18 protein-coding genes are annotated in these 16,693 nt (G+C 41.3%); 15 read left to right on the top strand and 3 right to left on the bottom strand.

Going from position 1 to position 16,693, the window contains the following annotated elements; all coding sequences use genetic code 11:
- Window position 1 precedes the first annotated feature (1 nt).
- From HMPREF2728_RS01270 to HMPREF2728_RS01230, 8 genes are all read left to right on the top strand, one after another.
- Window positions 2-1,279, top strand: a complete 1,278-nt coding sequence (locus tag HMPREF2728_RS01270; RefSeq protein WP_060955183.1) for a glutamate-cysteine ligase family protein — start codon at window positions 2-4, stop codon at window positions 1,277-1,279.
- Between the two features lie 74 nt (window positions 1,280-1,353).
- Window positions 1,354-2,838, top strand: a complete 1,485-nt coding sequence (gene thrC, locus HMPREF2728_RS01265) for a threonine synthase (RefSeq protein ID WP_060955184.1) — start codon at window positions 1,354-1,356, stop codon at window positions 2,836-2,838.
- A 60-nt stretch (window positions 2,839-2,898) separates the two neighbouring features.
- The gene (locus tag HMPREF2728_RS01260) at window positions 2,899-4,179 is read left to right on the top strand and encodes an MATE family efflux transporter (protein ID WP_060955185.1); all 1,281 of its coding nucleotides are present in this window, start codon (window positions 2,899-2,901) and stop codon (window positions 4,177-4,179) included.
- A gap of 3 nt (window positions 4,180-4,182) precedes the next feature.
- Window positions 4,183-4,797 (top strand): HAD family hydrolase, encoded by a 615-nt coding sequence (locus HMPREF2728_RS01255; protein WP_075226839.1) that lies wholly within the window; start codon window positions 4,183-4,185, stop codon window positions 4,795-4,797.
- A 176-nt stretch (window positions 4,798-4,973) separates the two neighbouring features.
- The gene (locus tag HMPREF2728_RS01250; protein WP_075226838.1) at window positions 4,974-6,068 is read left to right on the top strand and encodes a LysM peptidoglycan-binding domain-containing protein; all 1,095 of its coding nucleotides are present in this window, start codon (window positions 4,974-4,976) and stop codon (window positions 6,066-6,068) included.
- 150 nt (window positions 6,069-6,218) lie between these two features.
- On the top strand, window positions 6,219-7,082 hold the full coding sequence (locus HMPREF2728_RS01240) for a DUF2262 domain-containing protein (RefSeq protein WP_075226836.1): 864 nt from the start codon (window positions 6,219-6,221) through the stop codon (window positions 7,080-7,082).
- A gap of 158 nt (window positions 7,083-7,240) precedes the next feature.
- Window positions 7,241-7,666 carry a MarR family winged helix-turn-helix transcriptional regulator gene (locus HMPREF2728_RS01235; protein WP_075226835.1) on the top strand — a complete coding sequence of 142 codons (426 nt, stop codon included), beginning with the start codon at window positions 7,241-7,243 and terminating at the stop codon, window positions 7,664-7,666.
- A gap of 10 nt (window positions 7,667-7,676) precedes the next feature.
- On the top strand, window positions 7,677-8,039 hold the full coding sequence (locus tag HMPREF2728_RS01230) for a DUF1304 domain-containing protein (protein ID WP_004250661.1): 363 nt from the start codon (window positions 7,677-7,679) through the stop codon (window positions 8,037-8,039).
- Between the two features lie 47 nt (window positions 8,040-8,086).
- Here HMPREF2728_RS01230 and HMPREF2728_RS01225 read toward each other — a convergent pair whose 3' ends face one another.
- Window positions 8,087-8,944, bottom strand: coding sequence for a DUF975 family protein (locus tag HMPREF2728_RS01225; RefSeq protein WP_060955191.1), 858 nt, complete (start codon window positions 8,942-8,944; stop codon window positions 8,087-8,089).
- Window positions 8,945-9,059: 115 nt separating this feature from the next.
- Here HMPREF2728_RS01225 and tgt point away from each other — a divergent pair, with 115 nt between their 5' ends.
- From tgt to HMPREF2728_RS01210, 3 genes are all read left to right on the top strand, one after another.
- Window positions 9,060-10,202: a tRNA guanosine(34) transglycosylase Tgt gene (gene tgt, locus HMPREF2728_RS01220; RefSeq protein ID WP_004250663.1), complete on the top strand. Its 1,143-nt coding sequence runs from the start codon at window positions 9,060-9,062 to the stop codon at window positions 10,200-10,202.
- 131 nt (window positions 10,203-10,333) lie between these two features.
- The gene (locus tag HMPREF2728_RS01215) at window positions 10,334-12,151 is read left to right on the top strand and encodes an acyltransferase family protein (protein ID WP_075226834.1); all 1,818 of its coding nucleotides are present in this window, start codon (window positions 10,334-10,336) and stop codon (window positions 12,149-12,151) included.
- Window positions 12,152-12,414: 263 nt separating this feature from the next.
- Window positions 12,415-12,756, top strand: a complete 342-nt coding sequence (locus HMPREF2728_RS01210; RefSeq protein ID WP_045763083.1) for a metal-sulfur cluster assembly factor — start codon at window positions 12,415-12,417, stop codon at window positions 12,754-12,756.
- A gap of 57 nt (window positions 12,757-12,813) precedes the next feature.
- Here the strand turns inward: HMPREF2728_RS01210 and ilvD are convergent, their stop codons facing one another.
- Window positions 12,814-14,517 (bottom strand): dihydroxy-acid dehydratase, encoded by a 1,704-nt coding sequence (ilvD, locus tag HMPREF2728_RS01205; protein ID WP_006149292.1) that lies wholly within the window; start codon window positions 14,515-14,517, stop codon window positions 12,814-12,816.
- A gap of 184 nt (window positions 14,518-14,701) precedes the next feature.
- On the opposite strand from ilvD, the gene HMPREF2728_RS01200 reads away from it, so the two are divergent.
- The 4 genes from HMPREF2728_RS01200 (at window position 14,702) to rpmG (ending at window position 16,407) form a co-directional block, all read left to right on the top strand.
- Window positions 14,702-15,709 carry an SPFH domain-containing protein gene (locus HMPREF2728_RS01200; protein ID WP_075226833.1) on the top strand — a complete coding sequence of 336 codons (1,008 nt, stop codon included), beginning with the start codon at window positions 14,702-14,704 and terminating at the stop codon, window positions 15,707-15,709.
- Window positions 15,710-15,711: 2 nt separating this feature from the next.
- Window positions 15,712-15,912, top strand: coding sequence for a type II toxin-antitoxin system antitoxin (locus HMPREF2728_RS01195; protein ID WP_000796543.1), 201 nt, complete (start codon window positions 15,712-15,714; stop codon window positions 15,910-15,912).
- Window positions 15,913-16,059: 147 nt separating this feature from the next.
- Window positions 16,060-16,242 carry a 50S ribosomal protein L32 gene (rpmF, locus tag HMPREF2728_RS01190; RefSeq protein ID WP_000290417.1) on the top strand — a complete coding sequence of 61 codons (183 nt, stop codon included), beginning with the start codon at window positions 16,060-16,062 and terminating at the stop codon, window positions 16,240-16,242.
- A gap of 15 nt (window positions 16,243-16,257) precedes the next feature.
- A complete protein-coding gene (gene rpmG / locus HMPREF2728_RS01185; RefSeq protein WP_001265622.1) occupies window positions 16,258-16,407 on the top strand; it encodes a 50S ribosomal protein L33 in 150 nt (49 codons plus the stop codon).
- Window positions 16,408-16,484: 77 nt separating this feature from the next.
- On the opposite strand, the gene HMPREF2728_RS10905 is transcribed toward rpmG, so the two are convergent.
- Window positions 16,485-16,670, bottom strand: coding sequence for a FanG protein (locus HMPREF2728_RS10905; RefSeq protein WP_075226832.1), 186 nt, complete (start codon window positions 16,668-16,670; stop codon window positions 16,485-16,487).
- Window positions 16,671-16,693 lie beyond the last annotated feature (23 nt).

The raw sequence follows: 16,693 nt of genomic DNA, 5'->3' as shown, positions 1-16,693 counted from the left end.
TATGTCCCCTTCTGTTCAGTTATTGAAAAACCGTTATTTAAAAAATATCAAAGAAAATCCTGACCTCTACATCGGTATTGAGTTGGAATTTCCTATCGTTCATGTAAATGGGCAAGCGACAGATATTGAAGTCAGCAAGGATTTGATGCGCTTTTTGGTGGATGCTCTCCATCTGGAAGTTGAAAAAGAGGACCAGGATGGTAATCCGATTCAACTTGTAGAACCAAAAAGTCAGGATCGGATTCTGTTTGAGGTTTCCTACACGACCTTGGAGTTTGCCTTTGGCAGAGCCCAGAAAATCCAAGAGGTCCAAGGTCGACTTCAAGCTTATATGAAGGTCATTCAGGAAAAACTAGGCGAGAAGGACCATGCTATCCAGGGCTGGGGGATTCATCCAAACTGGGATCAGAATGACAATCGACCGGTGGCTTATCCACGCTACCAGATGCTGATGGATTACTTGCATATGGGAAGTCGCCAAGATAGAGCTGATTTGCATGACTTTCCACAATACGGTGCTTTTATCTGTGGGAGTCAAGTTCAGTTGGATGTATCGACTGCTAACTACCTACGAGTTATCAATGCTTTTACTCAGATTGAAGCAGCAAAAGCTTACTTATTTGCCAATTCTGAGTTTTCGGGAGCAGAATGGGATACTAAGATTTCACGGGATATTTTTTGGGAAGCTTCCATGCATGGGATTTATCCAGAGAATGTTGGTGTCAATGCCAGACTCTTCAAAGATGAGGATGATTTCTTTGATTATCTAGACCACTCTGCGATTTTTACAGCAGAACGAGATGGGGAAACTTACTATTTTTCTCCGATTCGGGCTAGAGATTACCTAGCTACTGAGGAAGTTTTGGCCTATACTCTAAATGGAAAAGAAACTCTGCTTGTTCCTCAAGAGAAGGATTTTCAAACGCACCGTAGTTACCAATATCAAGACTTGACGACTAGAGGGACGGTTGAATTCCGTAGTGTTTGTACACAGCCGTTAGACCGAACTTTTTCTTCAGCAGCCTTTCATCTAGGTTTGTTGGTGAATCTAGACAAGCTTAAAACATACCTAGAAACAGCACCTTTCTTTGAGAGATTTGGTCGTGACTACAAATCATTGAGACGCCAGTTTTCTCAGAAACACCTTTCAGATGAGGAGACAGCTGGAATTGTTCAATTCTCAAAAGATTTGCTAGCTATAGCAGAGCAAGGTCTTGAAATGAGAGGTCAGCAAGAAACAACCTATTTAGAGCCTTTGAAAGAAAAAATGACTCTATAATTTTCTTATAAAGGAAGAATTTTCTGAAAAATCATGTTATAATGGATGAGACTATAGATAAAGGATAGAGATTTATGACATTAGTTTATCAATCAACGCGTGATGCGAAAAATACCGTAACAGCTAGCCAAGCTATTTTGCAAGGTTTGGCAACAGATGGAGGCTTATTTACTCCAGTTAGCTATCCAAAGGTAGATTTGGATTTTGATACATTAAAAGATGCTTCTTACCAAGAAGTGGCTAAGCTGGTCTTGTCAGCTTTCTTGGATGACTTTACAGCAGAAGAGTTGGACTACTGTATCACCAATGCCTATGACAGCAAGTTTGATACACCAGCCATTGCCCCTCTTGTCAAACTTAATGGCCAATACAACTTGGAACTTTTCCACGGTTCAACCATTGCCTTTAAGGATATGGCCTTGTCTATCTTGCCATACTTTATGACAACAGCTGCCAAGAAACATGGCTTGGAAAACAAGATTGTCATCTTGACAGCGACATCTGGGGACACTGGGAAAGCTGCTATGGCAGGATTTGCGGATGTTCCTGGAACTGAAATTATCGTCTTTTATCCAAAAGATGGTGTCAGCAAGGTGCAAGAATTGCAAATGACCACTCAAACTGGCGACAATACTCATGTTATCGCTATTGATGGGAACTTTGACGATGCGCAAACAAATGTTAAACATATGTTTAACGATGTGGCTCTTCGTGAAAAATTGGCAGCTAACAAGCTCCAGTTCTCATCAGCCAACTCTATGAATATTGGCCGTTTGGTACCACAGATTGTCTATTATGTTTATGCTTACGCTCAGCTTGTTAAGACTGGCGAGATTAAGGCTGGTGACAAGGTTAACTTCACCGTACCGACAGGAAATTTTGGTAATATCTTGGCTGCCTTTTACGCTAAGCAAATCGGTCTACCAGTTGGAAAACTGATCTGTGCTTCAAATGACAATAATGTCTTGACAGACTTCTTCAAGACTCGTGTCTATGACAAGAAGCGTGAGTTTAAGGTAACCACTAGCCCATCTATGGATATCTTGGTATCTTCAAACTTGGAGCGTTTGATTTTCCACCTTTTGGGTAATGATGCGGTTAAGACAGCTGAACTCATGGATGCTTTGAACACTCAAGGTCAGTATGAATTGACAGATTTTGATGCAGAGATTCTTGACCTCTTTGCAGCAGAATATGCGACAGAAGCAGAAACAGCTGCAGAAATCAAGCGTGTTTATGAGTCAGACTCTTACATCGAGGATCCTCATACAGCAGTTGCTTCAGCCGTATTTAAAAAATACCAAGCAGCAACAGGCGATGTAACTAAGACGGTGATTGCTTCAACAGCTAGTCCTTACAAATTCCCAGTGGTTGCGGTGGAAGCTGTGACAGGAAAATCAGGTCTTAGCGACTTTGAAGCCTTGGCTCAATTACATGAAATCTCAGGAGTAACAGTGCCACCAGCAGTGGATGGCCTTGAAACAGCTCCAGTTCGTCACAAGACAACTGTTGCAACATCAGAGATGCAGACTGCAGTAGAATCTTATCTAGGACTTTAAAAGAGAGGAAGTAAACTCGGTTGGGAAACTAACTGAGTTTCTTTTCATCAGGAGGAAGGATTGTTTAAGAAATATAAAGACATTCTCAACATAGCTCTGCCAGCCATGGGTGAAAATTTCTTGCAGATGCTCATGGGAATGGTGGACAGCTATCTGGTGGCACATCTGGGTTTAATCGCCATTTCGGGTGTGTCTGTAGCGGGTAATATTATCACCATTTATCAGGCTATTTTTATTGCTTTGGGAGCGGCTATTTCCAGCGTCATTTCCAAAAGTTTGGGACAGAAAGATCAATCTAAACTAGCCTATCATGTGACAGAAGCGCTCAAGATTACTCTGCTACTGAGTTTAGTTTTAGGGGGCTTGTCCATCTTTGCCGGTCAAGAGATGATTGGTCTTTTGGGGACAGAAGCGGCTGTGGCTGAGAGTGGTGGACTATACCTAGCTTTGGTTGGTGGGACAATCGTCCTCTTGGGCTTGATGACTAGTTTAGGAGCCTTGATTCGCGCCACCCATAATCCGCGCCTTCCTCTCTATGTAAGTCTTTTATCCAATGCCCTGAATATTCTCTTTTCAAGTCTAGCTATTTTTGTTCTTGATATGGGGATAGCTGGTGTAGCTTGGGGGACTATTTTGTCTCGTTTGGTCGGGGTTGTGATTTTGTGGTCACAATTAAAACTTCCATATACGAGACCAAATTTTGGACTGGACAAAGACTTGCTGACTTTGGCTTTACCTGCAGCGGGAGAACGTCTCATGATGCGAGCTGGAGATGTGGTCATTATTGCCTTAGTTGTTTCTTTCGGAACTGAGGCAGTCGCAGGAAATGCAATCGGTGAAGTCTTGACCCAGTTTAACTATATGCCAGCCTTTGGTGTCGCTACAGCAACAGTCATGCAGGTGGCTCGAGCAGTTGGAGAAGATGATTGGGCAAGGGTATACAACTTAAGTAAGCAAACTTTTTGTCTTTCCCTCTTTCTTATGTTGCCCTTAACACTCAGTATCTATGCTCTGGGAACGCCCCTAAGTCACCTCTACACTAGTGATCCTGTGGCTATTGAAGCAAGTGTTATGGTGACGCTGTTCTCTCTACTAGGGACTCCTATGACGACGGGGACAGTCATTTATACAGCTGTCTGGCAAGGTTTGGGAAATGCCCGACTTCCCTTTTATGCGACAAGTATCGGAATGTGGTGTATCCGTATCGGAACAGGGTATCTGATGGGAATTGTTCTTGGTTGGGGCTTGCCTGGTATCTGGGCAGGAACGCTTTTGGATAATGGTTTCCGTTGGATTTTCCTACGCTATCGTTATAAGCAATATATCTCTTTGAAAGGATGACATATGAAAAAAATTGGATTTATCTGGGATTTAGATGGGACCTTGTTGGATTCTTATGAGGCTATTTTAGCAGGAATCGAAGAGACTTTTGCCCAGTTTGACATTCCTTATGATAAGGCTAAGGTTCGTGCCTTTATTCTACAAACTTCCGTTCAAGATCTGTTGGAAAAGGTGGGAGAAGAAAGAGGCTTGGATGCAGATATGCTCAATCAGGTTCGTGCTCAGAGCTTGGCTGAGAAGAATGCTCAAGTGGTTCTGATGCCAGGGGCGCGTGAAATCTTAGCTTGGGCAGCTCAGCAAGGAATTGAGCAGTTTGTTTATACCCATAAAGGGGACAATGCTTTTACAATTTTGGAGAATTTGGGTTTGGCCCACTATTTCACAGAAATTTTAACCAATCAAAGTGGCTTTGCTCGAAAGCCTAGTCCAGAAGCTGCGATTTATCTTTTAGATAAGTATGGATTAAATCCTCAGCAGACTTATTATATCGGCGATCGGACTTTGGATATCGAATTTGCCCAAAATAGTGGGATTCAGAGTATCAATTTTCTTGCCTCACCTGCAACTTGTAATCAACAGATAGAGCGTTTAGAAGATATTAGCTCACTTTCTTTCTAGAACTTTCTTTAAGAAGAATGTGTCAGCCTGATGACAAGAAACTAACAAACTATTTCAAGTAATGTGATTTGTTACAACGAATGTACAGTTCTGTTAAATAGCCCCAAAAGGGCTTTTTTTCTATTTTCTTTGTGTTATGATAGACAGGTACTACATTTGAAAAGGAGTTTGATAGTATGAAGAAAAGAATTATTTTAGCATCAACAGTAGCCTTGTCCTTTGCCCCTGTATTGGCAACTCAAGCAGAAGAACTAGTATGGACAGCGCGCAGTGTTGAGCAAATTCAAAACGATGTTACTAAGAATGAGAATAAAACAAGCTATACGATTCAGTATGGAGATACTCTAAGTACCATTGCCGAAGCTTTGGGAGTGGATGTGACCGTTCTTGCTAACTTGAACAAGATCAGCAATATTGATCTGATTTTCCCTGAGACAGTGCTTACTACAACTGTTAATGATGAGGAAGAAGTGACGGAAGTTGAAATCCAAACCCCTGACACAGCTCAGGCAGGTGAAGGCACAACTGCAAGAGCAGATTTGACAACCAACCAAGTCACTGTAGATGACCAAACTGTACAGGTTGAAGATTTAACTCAACCAGTTGAAGAAACAGAGGCTCAAGTTGAGGCAGTAACACCACAAGTGACTGAAGAAGCAGTAGCAGAAACTACAACAGAAGCCTCAGTACCAGTAGCGGAACCAGTTACAGAAACTACGGCAGAAGTTTCAGCACCAGCAGAAGAAGCAGTATCAGAAACACCTGTAGTGGAAGAAACCACTACAACAGAAGCCCCTGTTACAGAAACTGTAGCAGAGACTCAACCAACACCATCAACTTACCAAGCTGAAGCAAGCCAAGGTTCATCAGCGACTTATGCAGCACCAGCAGCACCTGATTATGCAAGTATTGCAGCTTCAAAATCAGAAAATGCAGGTCTTCAGCCACAAACGGCTGCCTTTAAAGAGGAAGTAGCTAATTTGTTCGGAATCACGTCATTTAGTGGTTACCGTCCAGGAGATAGTGGCGATCACGGAAAAGGTCTTGCCATTGACTTTATGGTTCCAGTAAGCTCTGCTCTTGGGGACCAGATTGCAGATTATGCTATCCAAAATATGGCTAGCCGTGGCATCAGCTACATCATCTGGAAACAACGTTTCTACGCACCATTCGATAGCAAATACGGACCAGCCTACACTTGGAATCCAATGCCAGACCGTGGTAGTGTTACAGAAAACCACTATGATCACGTTCACGTATCGATGAATTAATGCAAAGAGAAGTTGAAACTAATCTAGTTTCGGCTTCTTTTTTTGTAAAAATAGTATTGATAAGTGAAATAAAATCTAAAACACGATATAATGTAAGCGGATACAAACAAAGTGCTAACGCATTAAAAGCAGAAAGAAAGGATGATAAGGATGACAAACCGATTAAAAACTCCATTTGAGAAAACAAGAGATGATTTTGAACAGGAATTTACTGGAGAAATTGTTGAGCTCTTGATTTTTACCCTCCAAAATGTAAATGGGGCTGCTTCTTTAAAAGATGGTTGTAAAATGCCGTCCGTTCATTTTAAAGCTAGTGTCAATGTTGAAACTCAGAACTTCTCTGAATGTGAGGGTCGTTTGGAATGGGTATTGACTCCTGAAGAATTTGAAGAAAAGAGATGGTGCTTTAGTTTTGAACCCTACAAAATTCATCATATCAAATGCCAAAAACGCCCCTTCATGGAGTTAGAGCCATATATGTCAGAAGTAGCTAATAACTGCTACCACTTGCTGGAATACCTAGATGACCAATCCTCAGACTCTAGGTTAGAGACCTTGATTGAAACCTATCAAAAACCGGTCATCATTCAAGACGATATTGGCGAATTCACCTTAAACAGAGCCTATTCTTGGTTTGAAGGATTTATCACTTACGAGGGTGGTAAGATTCATGCTATCTTTGCTGCGAGTACAGATGAAAGTCTCCCTCCAAGTTCTTTTGATGATCTAAAGAAATTTATGGGAACTTTCCAAGTTCAAGATACTCGGATTAAAGACTATATTGTCAAAGAACTGTGGGAAACAGCTCAAGACTGGATAGATTCAGATGAAAATGATGTAGTGTTAACAGAAGAGTATTTTACCAACTCACTTTCCTTGAGTGAACTATCGATCAACGAAGATGGAGAATTGACCCTCTACTATGATGATCGTGAAGAAATTTTTGCAGGCCATGCCATCGAAGTTGTCATTGATAAAGAGGGAGAAATCCTTCGAGCAGATTTGGTAGGTTAGTGCTGGATTTTGTCTAGAATATAGAAATAATAGCCTTTTGGGATTGAAATCAAGAGGCTATTTTTCGTGAATAAGCAAAATAGTTGCGTTTTTACTAAGATTGCATTATACTTGATAAGTCAATAGTTGATAAATCAAGTGTACGCAGGGAGGTAGAAATGAAAAAAATTAACGACTTACTGTACCAGCTCCATTTAACAGATCAGATGATCACTCAACTTTTTGAGAAACAATTGGGAATTAGTTTGACCCGCTATCAAATCCTGCAGTTTTTACTGCAGCAGTCACCCTGCAACCAGATTGCCGTTCAGGAGAAGTTGCAAATCGACCAGGCGGCCTTGACTCGTCATTTTAAGATACTAGAGTCAGAGGGCTATGTCAGTCGCAAGCGTAATCCGGCCAATCAGCGAGAAGTCTTAGTTGAATTAACCCAAGAAGCCAAGAATCTACTCTTGGTTAATCCGCCTCAACGTCACCTGAAGGTGAAGGAACAGATGGACAGCATCTTATCGACAGCCGAGCAGGAAGAGCTGATAGCTTTGTTGACAAAACTAGTATCAGGATTAGAAAAAATAGAATTTTAAGGAGAAAACGATGTCAATCATTACTACCATTTTAGCAACCCTTGTTGCCCTCGAACATTTTTATATCTTTTATTTGGAGAGTATCGCAACCCAATCAGATGCAACCAGCCGAGTCTTTAATATGGACAAGGAAGAGTTGACTCGCCCCTCTGTCACCTCACTGTTTAAAAACCAAGGAATTTATAATGCCTTGATTGGGGTATTTCTTATTTATGGAATTTATTTCTCACATAGCTTAGAAATCGTAACAATCTTTGTGTTGTTTGTCGTAGGAGCAGCGACTTATGGTGCCTTAACAGCAGATAAAAAAATCATTCTAAAGCAAGGCGGACCAGCAATCCTAGCACTCTTGAGTATCCTTTTCTTGAGATAAAAATAACCAGCACTTTCTATTGAAGGTGCTGGTTTTAATCATTCACATTAAACTTTTCTCCGCTTGATTTCGAGTAATCTTTGATAGAAGAAGAACTGACTACTATAGATATAAGGGAAAGAAGGGATGCTCGCAATTCCAAAGCTGATCCAGATAAGAAGATACCATGGTAGGAGTTGTAAATCAAGTACGAAGCGTTGGAACTTATAGCCTTTCATAAGGAAGCGACTGGTTTTGAGTACGCGACTTGGCTTGGCAATTCCAATTGCAAGGGTATCACAAAGGAGCAGCTCTACTTGGGAATAAGCGTAGTATTGCGGCAGATAGGCAATGGTTCCCAAAATCATCAGAAAGACGCTACCAAAGAAGTAGAGTGCAAAAGTGAGCAGAAAATGTTCGATATCTGAATTGGTGACGTCGACAGCTGGAAATTCGGGATGAAGTTCTACAAATTTACGAGCCATGGCACTGCTGTAAAAGAGCAAGTAAACTCCAAAAAGATTAGGGATGCTCCACAAAAAGAGATAGAAACGCTTGAGCAAGAGAGTCAGAAAGGTCTGGGTGAAGAAGCGATTGTCAAGTAAGGACAGACTATCTTTAAAAGAAAGCTCTATCTCGGAAATTCTGTAAAGATTAATGGTTGTAAAAAGAGCGCCAGCTAGTATAATAGAACTTGTGAATCCAACTGCTAGAGGAAAGAGTGAAGACTGGATCAAGCTCATCAAAAAAGTAAAGAAGGATTGCTCAAGAATCCCCTCATCAAGTAGGGATAACGGACTTATGAAGCTGGATAGAATCAAGAAAATGCTTGGTAATAAAAAGACAAGCAATAAACGTGGATGTTCAGCTTGAAACTGTTTAGCTTGTTGACGAACTTCTTTTAAATCAATTTTTGGGTATTTCATTCTTTCATTATACCATAGTTCGTGACAGTTCCTGTTTTTTTTGATAGAATCATACAGTATGCCCTTGGGCACAAAGTAAGAACTGGGACTGTCTTTTCCAGCTTCGGAGGTAAAAATGTCAGATTCACCAATCAAATATCGTTTGATTAAAAAAGAAAAACACACGGGAGCTCGTTTGGGTGAGATTATCACGCCACACGGAACCTTCCCAACTCCTATGTTTATGCCAGTAGGGACTCAGGCAACGGTCAAGACTCAGTCGCCAGAAGAATTGAAAGAGATGGGTTCAGGAATTATCCTATCCAACACCTATCACTTGTGGCTTCGCCCTGGAGATGAGTTGATTGCTCGAGCAGGTGGGCTTCATAAGTTCATGAACTGGGACCAACCTATCTTAACGGATAGTGGCGGTTTCCAAGTATACTCTCTAGCGGATAGTCGTAACATCACAGAAGAAGGGGTAACGTTTAAGAACCACCTCAATGGTTCTAAAATGTTTCTATCACCTGAAAAAGCCATCTCTATCCAAAACAATCTAGGGTCAGACATTATGATGTCCTTTGACGAATGTCCTCAATTTTATCAGCCTTATGATTATGTGAAGAAGTCAATCGAACGTACCAGCCGTTGGGCTGAGCGTGGATTAAAAGCTCATCGTCGTCCACATGACCAAGGTTTGTTTGGGATTGTACAAGGTGCAGGATTTGAAGATCTTCGTCGTCAGTCAGCTCATGACCTTGTCAGCATGGACTTCCCAGGATACTCTATCGGAGGGTTGGCAGTAGGTGAAACTCATGAAGAGATGAACGCAGTTTTGGACTTCACCACTCAACTCCTTCCTGAAAACAAACCTCGCTACTTGATGGGAGTGGGAGCGCCAGATAGCTTGATTGATGGGGTTATTCGTGGGGTCGATATGTTTGACTGTGTCTTGCCGACTCGTATCGCTCGTAACGGAACTTGTATGACTAGCCAAGGACGTTTGGTTGTCAAAAATGCCCAGTTTGCGGAGGACTTTACCCCACTTGATCCTGAGTGCGATTGCTACACATGTAAGAACTACACCCGTGCCTACCTTCGTCATTTGCTCAAGGCTGACGAAACCTTTGGCATCCGCTTGACAAGTTACCATAACCTCTACTTCTTGCTCAATCTCATGAAGCAGGTCCGTCAGGCTATTATGGATGACAATCTCTTGGAATTCCGTGAGCATTTTGTTGAAAAATATGGCTACAATAAATCAGGTCGTAATTTCTAAGATTATCAATCTAAAGCTGAAATCCTAAGTTTTCTCTTAGGATTTTTCTTCTTTTTTTGATAAAATAAAGGTAGTATGGAATGAACATTAGATGGTTTTTTACTACTCTAATGAACGGAGAATAAACTCGTATGCGTATTAAATGGTTTTCCTTGATCAGGATTACAGGCTTACTCTTGGTGCTTTTGTACCATTTCTTTCAGACGGTTTTTCCAGGAGGTTTCTTCGGGGTTGATGTCTTTTTTACCTTCTCAGGTTTCCTAATTACGTCACTCCTGTTAGAAGAATTTGGACAAAAAGGTAAGATTGATATCCTAAGATTTTTTAGAAGACGCTTCTATCGGATTTTTCCCCCAGTTGTCTTGATGATCCTGGTCGTTATGCCTTTTACTTTCTTGGTTCGACAGGATTATGTGGCAGGAATCGGTGGTCAGATTGCTGGTGTCCTTGGTTTTATGACTAACTTCTATGAAATGCTGACAGGAGGAAGTTATGAATCTCAATTTATCCCTCACCTCTTTGTTCACAACTGGAGTTTAGCGGTTGAAGTTCATTACTATATCTTGTGGGGCTTGGCAGTTTGGCTTATGTCTAAGCAAGCCAAAACAGGTGGGCAACTACGGGGAATGGTTTTTCTACTATCTTCAGCTACCTTCGTCGTTAGCTTTCTTTCAATGTTTATTGGTAGCTTTATCGTTAGCTCATACTCAACGCTTTACTTTTCAAGTTTGACTCATGTTTATCCATTCTTTTTAGGAAGTGTGCTTGCGACCTTGATAGGAGTTCGTCATACGACACCTCTTCTCAAACGTTTGAATCAAACCCTAGACTTGAAACAGACCTTGCTAGTATTTGGGGCTGGTCTCGGAGTTTTACTCTTATTGACCTTCTTTGTGAAATTCAATTATCTCTTTGCCTACTTGCTTGGTTTCTTGTTGGCAAGTTTAGCTGCCCTTCTGATGATCGTTGCAGCACGAGTTTTACATGAGAAAACTCCGACGATTGAAGAACCAAAGGTAATTAGCTTCTTAGCTGATACGAGCTATGCCGTTTATCTTTTCCACTGGCCATTTTATATCATTTTCTCTCAGTTGATGAGCAATCTACCGGCAGTGATTCTCACCACTATCTTTTCTTATCTCTTTGCAAGCCTTTCTTTCTATGTGATTGAACCTTTCATTGCCGGGAAGAACACTAGCTTATTGCAAAGGGTAAAAGAAATTCCGCATATTCAACCAATCTTTGCGGGTAGCGTCGGTTTTCTTGGCTTGCTGACACTGATTGTGATGCTCATAGCTCCCCAAGTCGGTGCTTTTGAAACGGATTTGATGGTAAATGGCCTCAATCAAGCTCAAACCAATATTACCCGTACAAAAACCATGGCGGATCAAGCAGAAGCCAGTCGCTACAATATTGCTGAAGGTGTATCCATTATCGGAGATTCTGTAACCTTGCGTGCAACACCTGGACTTAAAGAGGTTCTACCAGACGCTCAGACAGATGGTCAAATAAGCAGAAATACCAAGCAAGCCAATGCTATTATGCTCAACCACAGTCAGAATAAAGTCCTCCCTAAAATAGTTGTTATTGCTACTGGAGTGAATAACCCTGAGGATTATAAGGCTGATATCGATTCTTTGATAACAAATCTACCTAAGGGACATCAGCTTGTACTTGTGACACCTTATGAGGGTGATACAACTCAAGCAACTCAGCCTTATGTAGAACAGTATGCTAGCTATGTGCGTGAAGTAGCTCAAAAGTATCCTTACATTGCGGTTGCAGACTGGAATCAGGTGTCTAAAGATCATCCAGACATCTGGAAAGGAACGGACCAAGTTCACTTTGGAAGTGATAATACCAAATTAGAAGAGGGTGCTAAGCTCTACGCAGAAACGATAGCATCAGCTATCAAGGCCTTGGCAGATAAGCCTGTGAAGTCAAAATAATAGTTAAAAAGTAGAGGTGACCGTTCTCTACTTTTTCTTTTTAGAAAGTACTTCTTAGAAAATAATTCATTCTCTAAGCTTCTCTCTCTAACCTATGGCAATATCGTCTTACTCTAGGTTATTAGATCTTTGGGTAGTTTGGCCCAACTATGGCAATCTCTAGGCTTTCGTTTTTATGGCGGATCACGTCTTGATTGGGAAAAGCTTGCCAAATTGTCAGAATTATGAGAAAATAGGTGCAGTCAGAAAATGGAGGGAATGCAATGAGAGAGGACATCAAGATTAATGACCGTGCTTTAGCATTAGGAAATCAAATCATTGACAAGCTAGAAAAAGTTTACGATACAGATGTGGAATTAGATGTCTATAATCTTGGCTTGATTTACGAGATTCATTTGGACGAGGCTGGTCTTTGTACAATTGTCATGACCTTCACCGATACAGCCTGTGACTGTGCAGAAAGTTTACCTATTGAAATTGTGGCAGGCTTGAAACAGATTGAAGGAATTGAGGATGTTAGGGTTGAAGTTACCTGGTCACCTGCCTGGAAGATTACACGCATCAGTCGCTATGGACGTATAGCACTTGGACTACCACCGCGATAGTTATCTATTTTGAAACACACAAAAAAGCAAGTCAAAAATGGCTTGCTTTTGATTTGCTTATTTTTTACCAGATTGTTCCATATTCCAGAAGTCTGTAACGGCACCACGGGATGCAGAAGATACGGTGTGGGCGTACTTACCAAGGACACCACGGCTATAGAGTGGTGGCAAGGTTGTTTCTGCCTTACGTTTTTCAAGTTCTTCATCGGAAACGGCCATAGAAATTTCTTTTGTATCTTGGTCGACAGTGACAATATCGCCTGTACGGAGATAGGCAATTGGTCCGCCATCCTGAGCTTCAGGAGCGATATGTCCAACAACCAATCCATAAGTACCACCAGAGAAGCGGCCATCTGTCAAGAGGGCAACTTTGTCTCCTTGGCCTTTACCAACGATCATTGATGAAAGTGATAGCATCTCAGGCATACCAGGACCACCCTTAGGTCCAACGAAACGAACAACGACAACATCGCCATCAACGATTTCATCTGACAAGACAGCTTGGATAGCATCTTCTTCAGAGTCAAAGACCTTGGCTGGACCAACGTGACGACGAACCTTAACACCTGACACCTTGGCAACTGCACCGTCAGGAGCAAGATTACCGTTCAAGATGATAAGCGGACCGTCCGCACGTTTAGGATTTTCAAGTGGCATGATGACTTTTTGACCTGGAGTAAGATCTGCAAAGTCAGCTAAGTTTTCAGCGACAGTCTTACCAGTACATGTGATGCGGTCTCCATGAAGGAATCCATTTGCCAGCAAGTACTTCATAACCGCAGGCACACCACCAACCTCGTAAAGATCTTGGAAGACATACTGACCAGAAGGTTTCAAATCGGCCAAGTGAGGCACACGTTCTTGTATCGTATTAAAGTCCTCAAGAGACAAGTCAACATTAGCTGCGTGGGCAATGGCGAGCAAGTGAAGAGTAGCGTTAGTAGAACCACCTAGAGCCATTGTCACTGTAATGGCATCTTCAAAGGCTTCACGAGTCAAGATATCAGACGGTTTGATACCAAGTTCAAGCATTTTGACAACGGCACGTCCGGCTGCTTCGATGTCTTCTTTCTTATCAGCAGATTCTGCTGGGTGAGAAGAAGAACCTGGCAAGCTCATCCCCAAAACTTCGATAGCAGTCGCCATAGTATTGGCAGTATACATACCACCACAACCACCAGGGCCAGGGCAGGCATTACATTCGAGACGTTTCACGTCCTCCGCTGTCATATCGCCGTGATTCCACTTACCGATTCCTTCAAATACAGAAACCAAGTCGATGTCTTTGCCATCCAGTTTTCCAGGGGCGATAGTACCACCGTAAGCGAAAATAGCTGGGATATCCATATTGGCAATAGCAATCATGGAACCAGGCATGTTCTTGTCACAGCCACCGATAGCGACGAAGGCATCGACGTTATGACCGCCCATAGCAGCTTCGATAGAGTCCGCGATGATATCACGTGACGTTAGAGAGAAGCGCATACCCGGCGTTCCCATGGCAATACCGTCGGCTACAGTAATGGTTCCAAACTGCACAGGCCAAGCACCAGCAGATTTGACACCTTCTTTTGCAAGCTTACCGAAGTCATGCAAGTGGATATTACATGGTGTATTTTCTGCCCAAGTCGAAATGACTCCTACAATCGGTGTTTCAAAGTCCTTATCTGTCATACCAGTCGCACGAAGCATGGCACGGTTTGGTGATTTAACCATGCTGTCATAGATGCTACTGCGGTGACGTTTATCTAATTCTGTCATTAAGTTCCCTCCCATTTCAGTTTTTACCATTATAGCACAAATTTTACCTGAATAACAGAAGAAAATTTTTAAATTTTCAGACAATTCAAGTCGTTGAAATCTTCTTAAAAAAGATTGCATATTTTTGTTGACATTTAAAATTAAAGTGATATCATTTAGATATCAAATACAGGAGGTCATTCTGATGACTGAAAAACTAATCAATTCAAAACCAAATGGTGTAGTAGCATTGGTACTCATTGAGTTGGCACTCGTACTTGGTTTCCTTATATTTATAATGGGTGCTGGTTCGGAAAATATTTTTGGAATTATTATCGGACTTTTATTAATCCTAATTTCAGCTCTAGCTCATGCTGGTTTAAAAGTTGTCAAACCTCAGGAAGCACTGGTTTTGACCCTCTTTGGTAACTATACTGGGACCATCAAAGAACCTGGTTTTTACTTTGTAAATCCTTTTAGCATAGCGGTCAACCCTGCAAATCACACTCGACTTGGTCAAAGTGGTGACGTTAGCACAAAATCCCCTTTTTCAGGGATGAAATCATCAAATGGCAATGATGTAAACATTGAAATTGGCAAGAAACAGATTTCTCTCAAAGTTATGACCTTGAGCAATTCTCGCCAAAAAATTAACGATTGCTTAGGGAACCCTGTTGAAATCGGAATTGCCGTTACTTGGTGTGTAGTCGATACGGCAAAAGCAGTTTTCAACGTTGATAACTACAAAGAATATCTGTCATTGCAGTGTGATAGCGCCCTTCGTAATATTGTCCGCATCTATCCTTACGATGTGTCTCCGAATGTGGATACTACAGGTGATGGACAAGCAGATGAAGGCAGTCTCCGAGGCTCTAGCGAGATTGTAGCTAGTCGCATTCGTGAGGAAATTCAAAGTCGTGTAGAGGACGCTGGCTTGGAAATCCTTGAGGCACGTATTACTTACCTAGCTTATGCACCGGAAATTGCAGCTGTCATGCTTCAACGTCAACAAGCATCAGCCATTATTGATGCACGTAAAATGATTGTTGATGGCGCTGTAGGAATGGTTGAAATGGCACTAGAACGTCTCAATGAAGGAGAATTAGTAGAACTTGACGAAGAACGAAAAGCAGCGATGGTTTCAAATCTCCTAGTCGTTCTCTGTGGCAATCATGATGCACAACCAATTGTCAATACAGGAAGCCTTTATTAGAAATGGCAGAAGCTAAAAAAAAGCAAATCCCCCTTCGACTCTCGAATAAGCTATACGCTGCACTCGCATCATGGGCAGAAGATGACTTTCGATCAGTTAACGGGCAGATTGAATATCTCCTTACAGAATGTGTCAAGCAACGAAAGAAAGACGGGAAATACGTCTCAGAAACCATTGATGAACCATTCGAGATTGATATTTAGTCTATTTTCCTATCCAGAAGATTGGATAGGAAAATTTTTTATCTTTTTTTGTCAAGTAACTTTACTTTACAAAAAAGTTTTGATATACTATTAAAGTTGATGAAAATCAAACCTAACTGAATTTATATCTTAAAAGGAGAAATCAAAATGGCAGTACCTGCACGTCGCACTTCAAAAGCGAAGAAAAACAAACGTCGTACACACTACAAAGTAACAGCTCCATCTGTAAACTTTGACGAAACTACTGGAGATTACTCACGTTCACACCGTGTATCACTTAAAGGATACTACAAAGGACGTAAGATCGCTAAAGCTGCATCAGCTGAATAATAGAAGGGAGATACCATGCGCGTAAATATTACACTTGAACACAAAGAATCTGGTGAACGCTTGTACCTTACTTCTAAAAACAAACGTAACACTCCAGACCGTCTTCAATTGAAGAAATACTCACCAAAACTTCGCAAACACGTTGTGTTTACAGAAGTGAAGTAAGCATTCAATACGAATCAATACATAGGAAAAACGCTGATTTCAAGCGTTTTTTCTTTTTTCAATTTCAATACATTTCACTATATTTCAGTCCAAACTCTACCTTTATCACTACCTTTTTTAGATAAATATATCATCTGGATATTGAAGTTGAGCCCTGCTATCATTTCGATGGCAGGGCTTTTTAATGTTTGGTACACTACCTTCTTATCTATATTTTGATGGAGCTGAAGTTGACATCTACAAAGTTTAATGTTAAAATACATTCAAAAATATATTTGAATGAGGC

The sequence above is a fragment of the Streptococcus sp. HMSC061D10 genome (genome assembly GCF_001808865.1).
In the GTDB taxonomy this organism is placed as follows: domain Bacteria; phylum Bacillota; class Bacilli; order Lactobacillales; family Streptococcaceae; genus Streptococcus.
This window is presented reverse-complemented; position numbering and strand designations above follow the sequence as displayed.

Coding starts and splice junctions, on each gene's coding strand:
- HMPREF2728_RS01225 (WP_060955191.1), bottom strand. CDS start 8,944: ATGAAATACCCAAAAATTGATTTAAAAGAAGTTCGTCAACAAGCTAAA.
- HMPREF2728_RS01230 (WP_004250661.1), top strand. CDS start 7,677: ATGTCAATCATTACTACCATTTTAGCAACCCTTGTTGCCCTCGAACAT.
- HMPREF2728_RS10905 (WP_075226832.1), bottom strand. CDS start 16,670: ATGTATTTTAACATTAAACTTTGTAGATGTCAACTTCAGCTCCATCAA.
- rpmF (WP_000290417.1), top strand. CDS start 16,060: ATGGCAGTACCTGCACGTCGCACTTCAAAAGCGAAGAAAAACAAACGT.
- HMPREF2728_RS01255 (WP_075226839.1), top strand. CDS start 4,183: ATGAAAAAAATTGGATTTATCTGGGATTTAGATGGGACCTTGTTGGAT.
- ilvD (WP_006149292.1), bottom strand. CDS start 14,517: ATGACAGAATTAGATAAACGTCACCGCAGTAGCATCTATGACAGCATG.
- thrC (WP_060955184.1), top strand. CDS start 1,354: ATGACATTAGTTTATCAATCAACGCGTGATGCGAAAAATACCGTAACA.
- HMPREF2728_RS01250 (WP_075226838.1), top strand. CDS start 4,974: ATGAAGAAAAGAATTATTTTAGCATCAACAGTAGCCTTGTCCTTTGCC.
- HMPREF2728_RS01215 (WP_075226834.1), top strand. CDS start 10,334: ATGCGTATTAAATGGTTTTCCTTGATCAGGATTACAGGCTTACTCTTG.
- rpmG (WP_001265622.1), top strand. CDS start 16,258: ATGCGCGTAAATATTACACTTGAACACAAAGAATCTGGTGAACGCTTG.
- HMPREF2728_RS01270 (WP_060955183.1), top strand. CDS start 2: ATGTCCCCTTCTGTTCAGTTATTGAAAAACCGTTATTTAAAAAATATC.
- HMPREF2728_RS01210 (WP_045763083.1), top strand. CDS start 12,415: ATGAGAGAGGACATCAAGATTAATGACCGTGCTTTAGCATTAGGAAAT.
- tgt (WP_004250663.1), top strand. CDS start 9,060: ATGTCAGATTCACCAATCAAATATCGTTTGATTAAAAAAGAAAAACAC.
- HMPREF2728_RS01235 (WP_075226835.1), top strand. CDS start 7,241: ATGAAAAAAATTAACGACTTACTGTACCAGCTCCATTTAACAGATCAG.
- HMPREF2728_RS01195 (WP_000796543.1), top strand. CDS start 15,712: ATGGCAGAAGCTAAAAAAAAGCAAATCCCCCTTCGACTCTCGAATAAG.
- HMPREF2728_RS01240 (WP_075226836.1), top strand. CDS start 6,219: ATGACAAACCGATTAAAAACTCCATTTGAGAAAACAAGAGATGATTTT.
- HMPREF2728_RS01200 (WP_075226833.1), top strand. CDS start 14,702: ATGACTGAAAAACTAATCAATTCAAAACCAAATGGTGTAGTAGCATTG.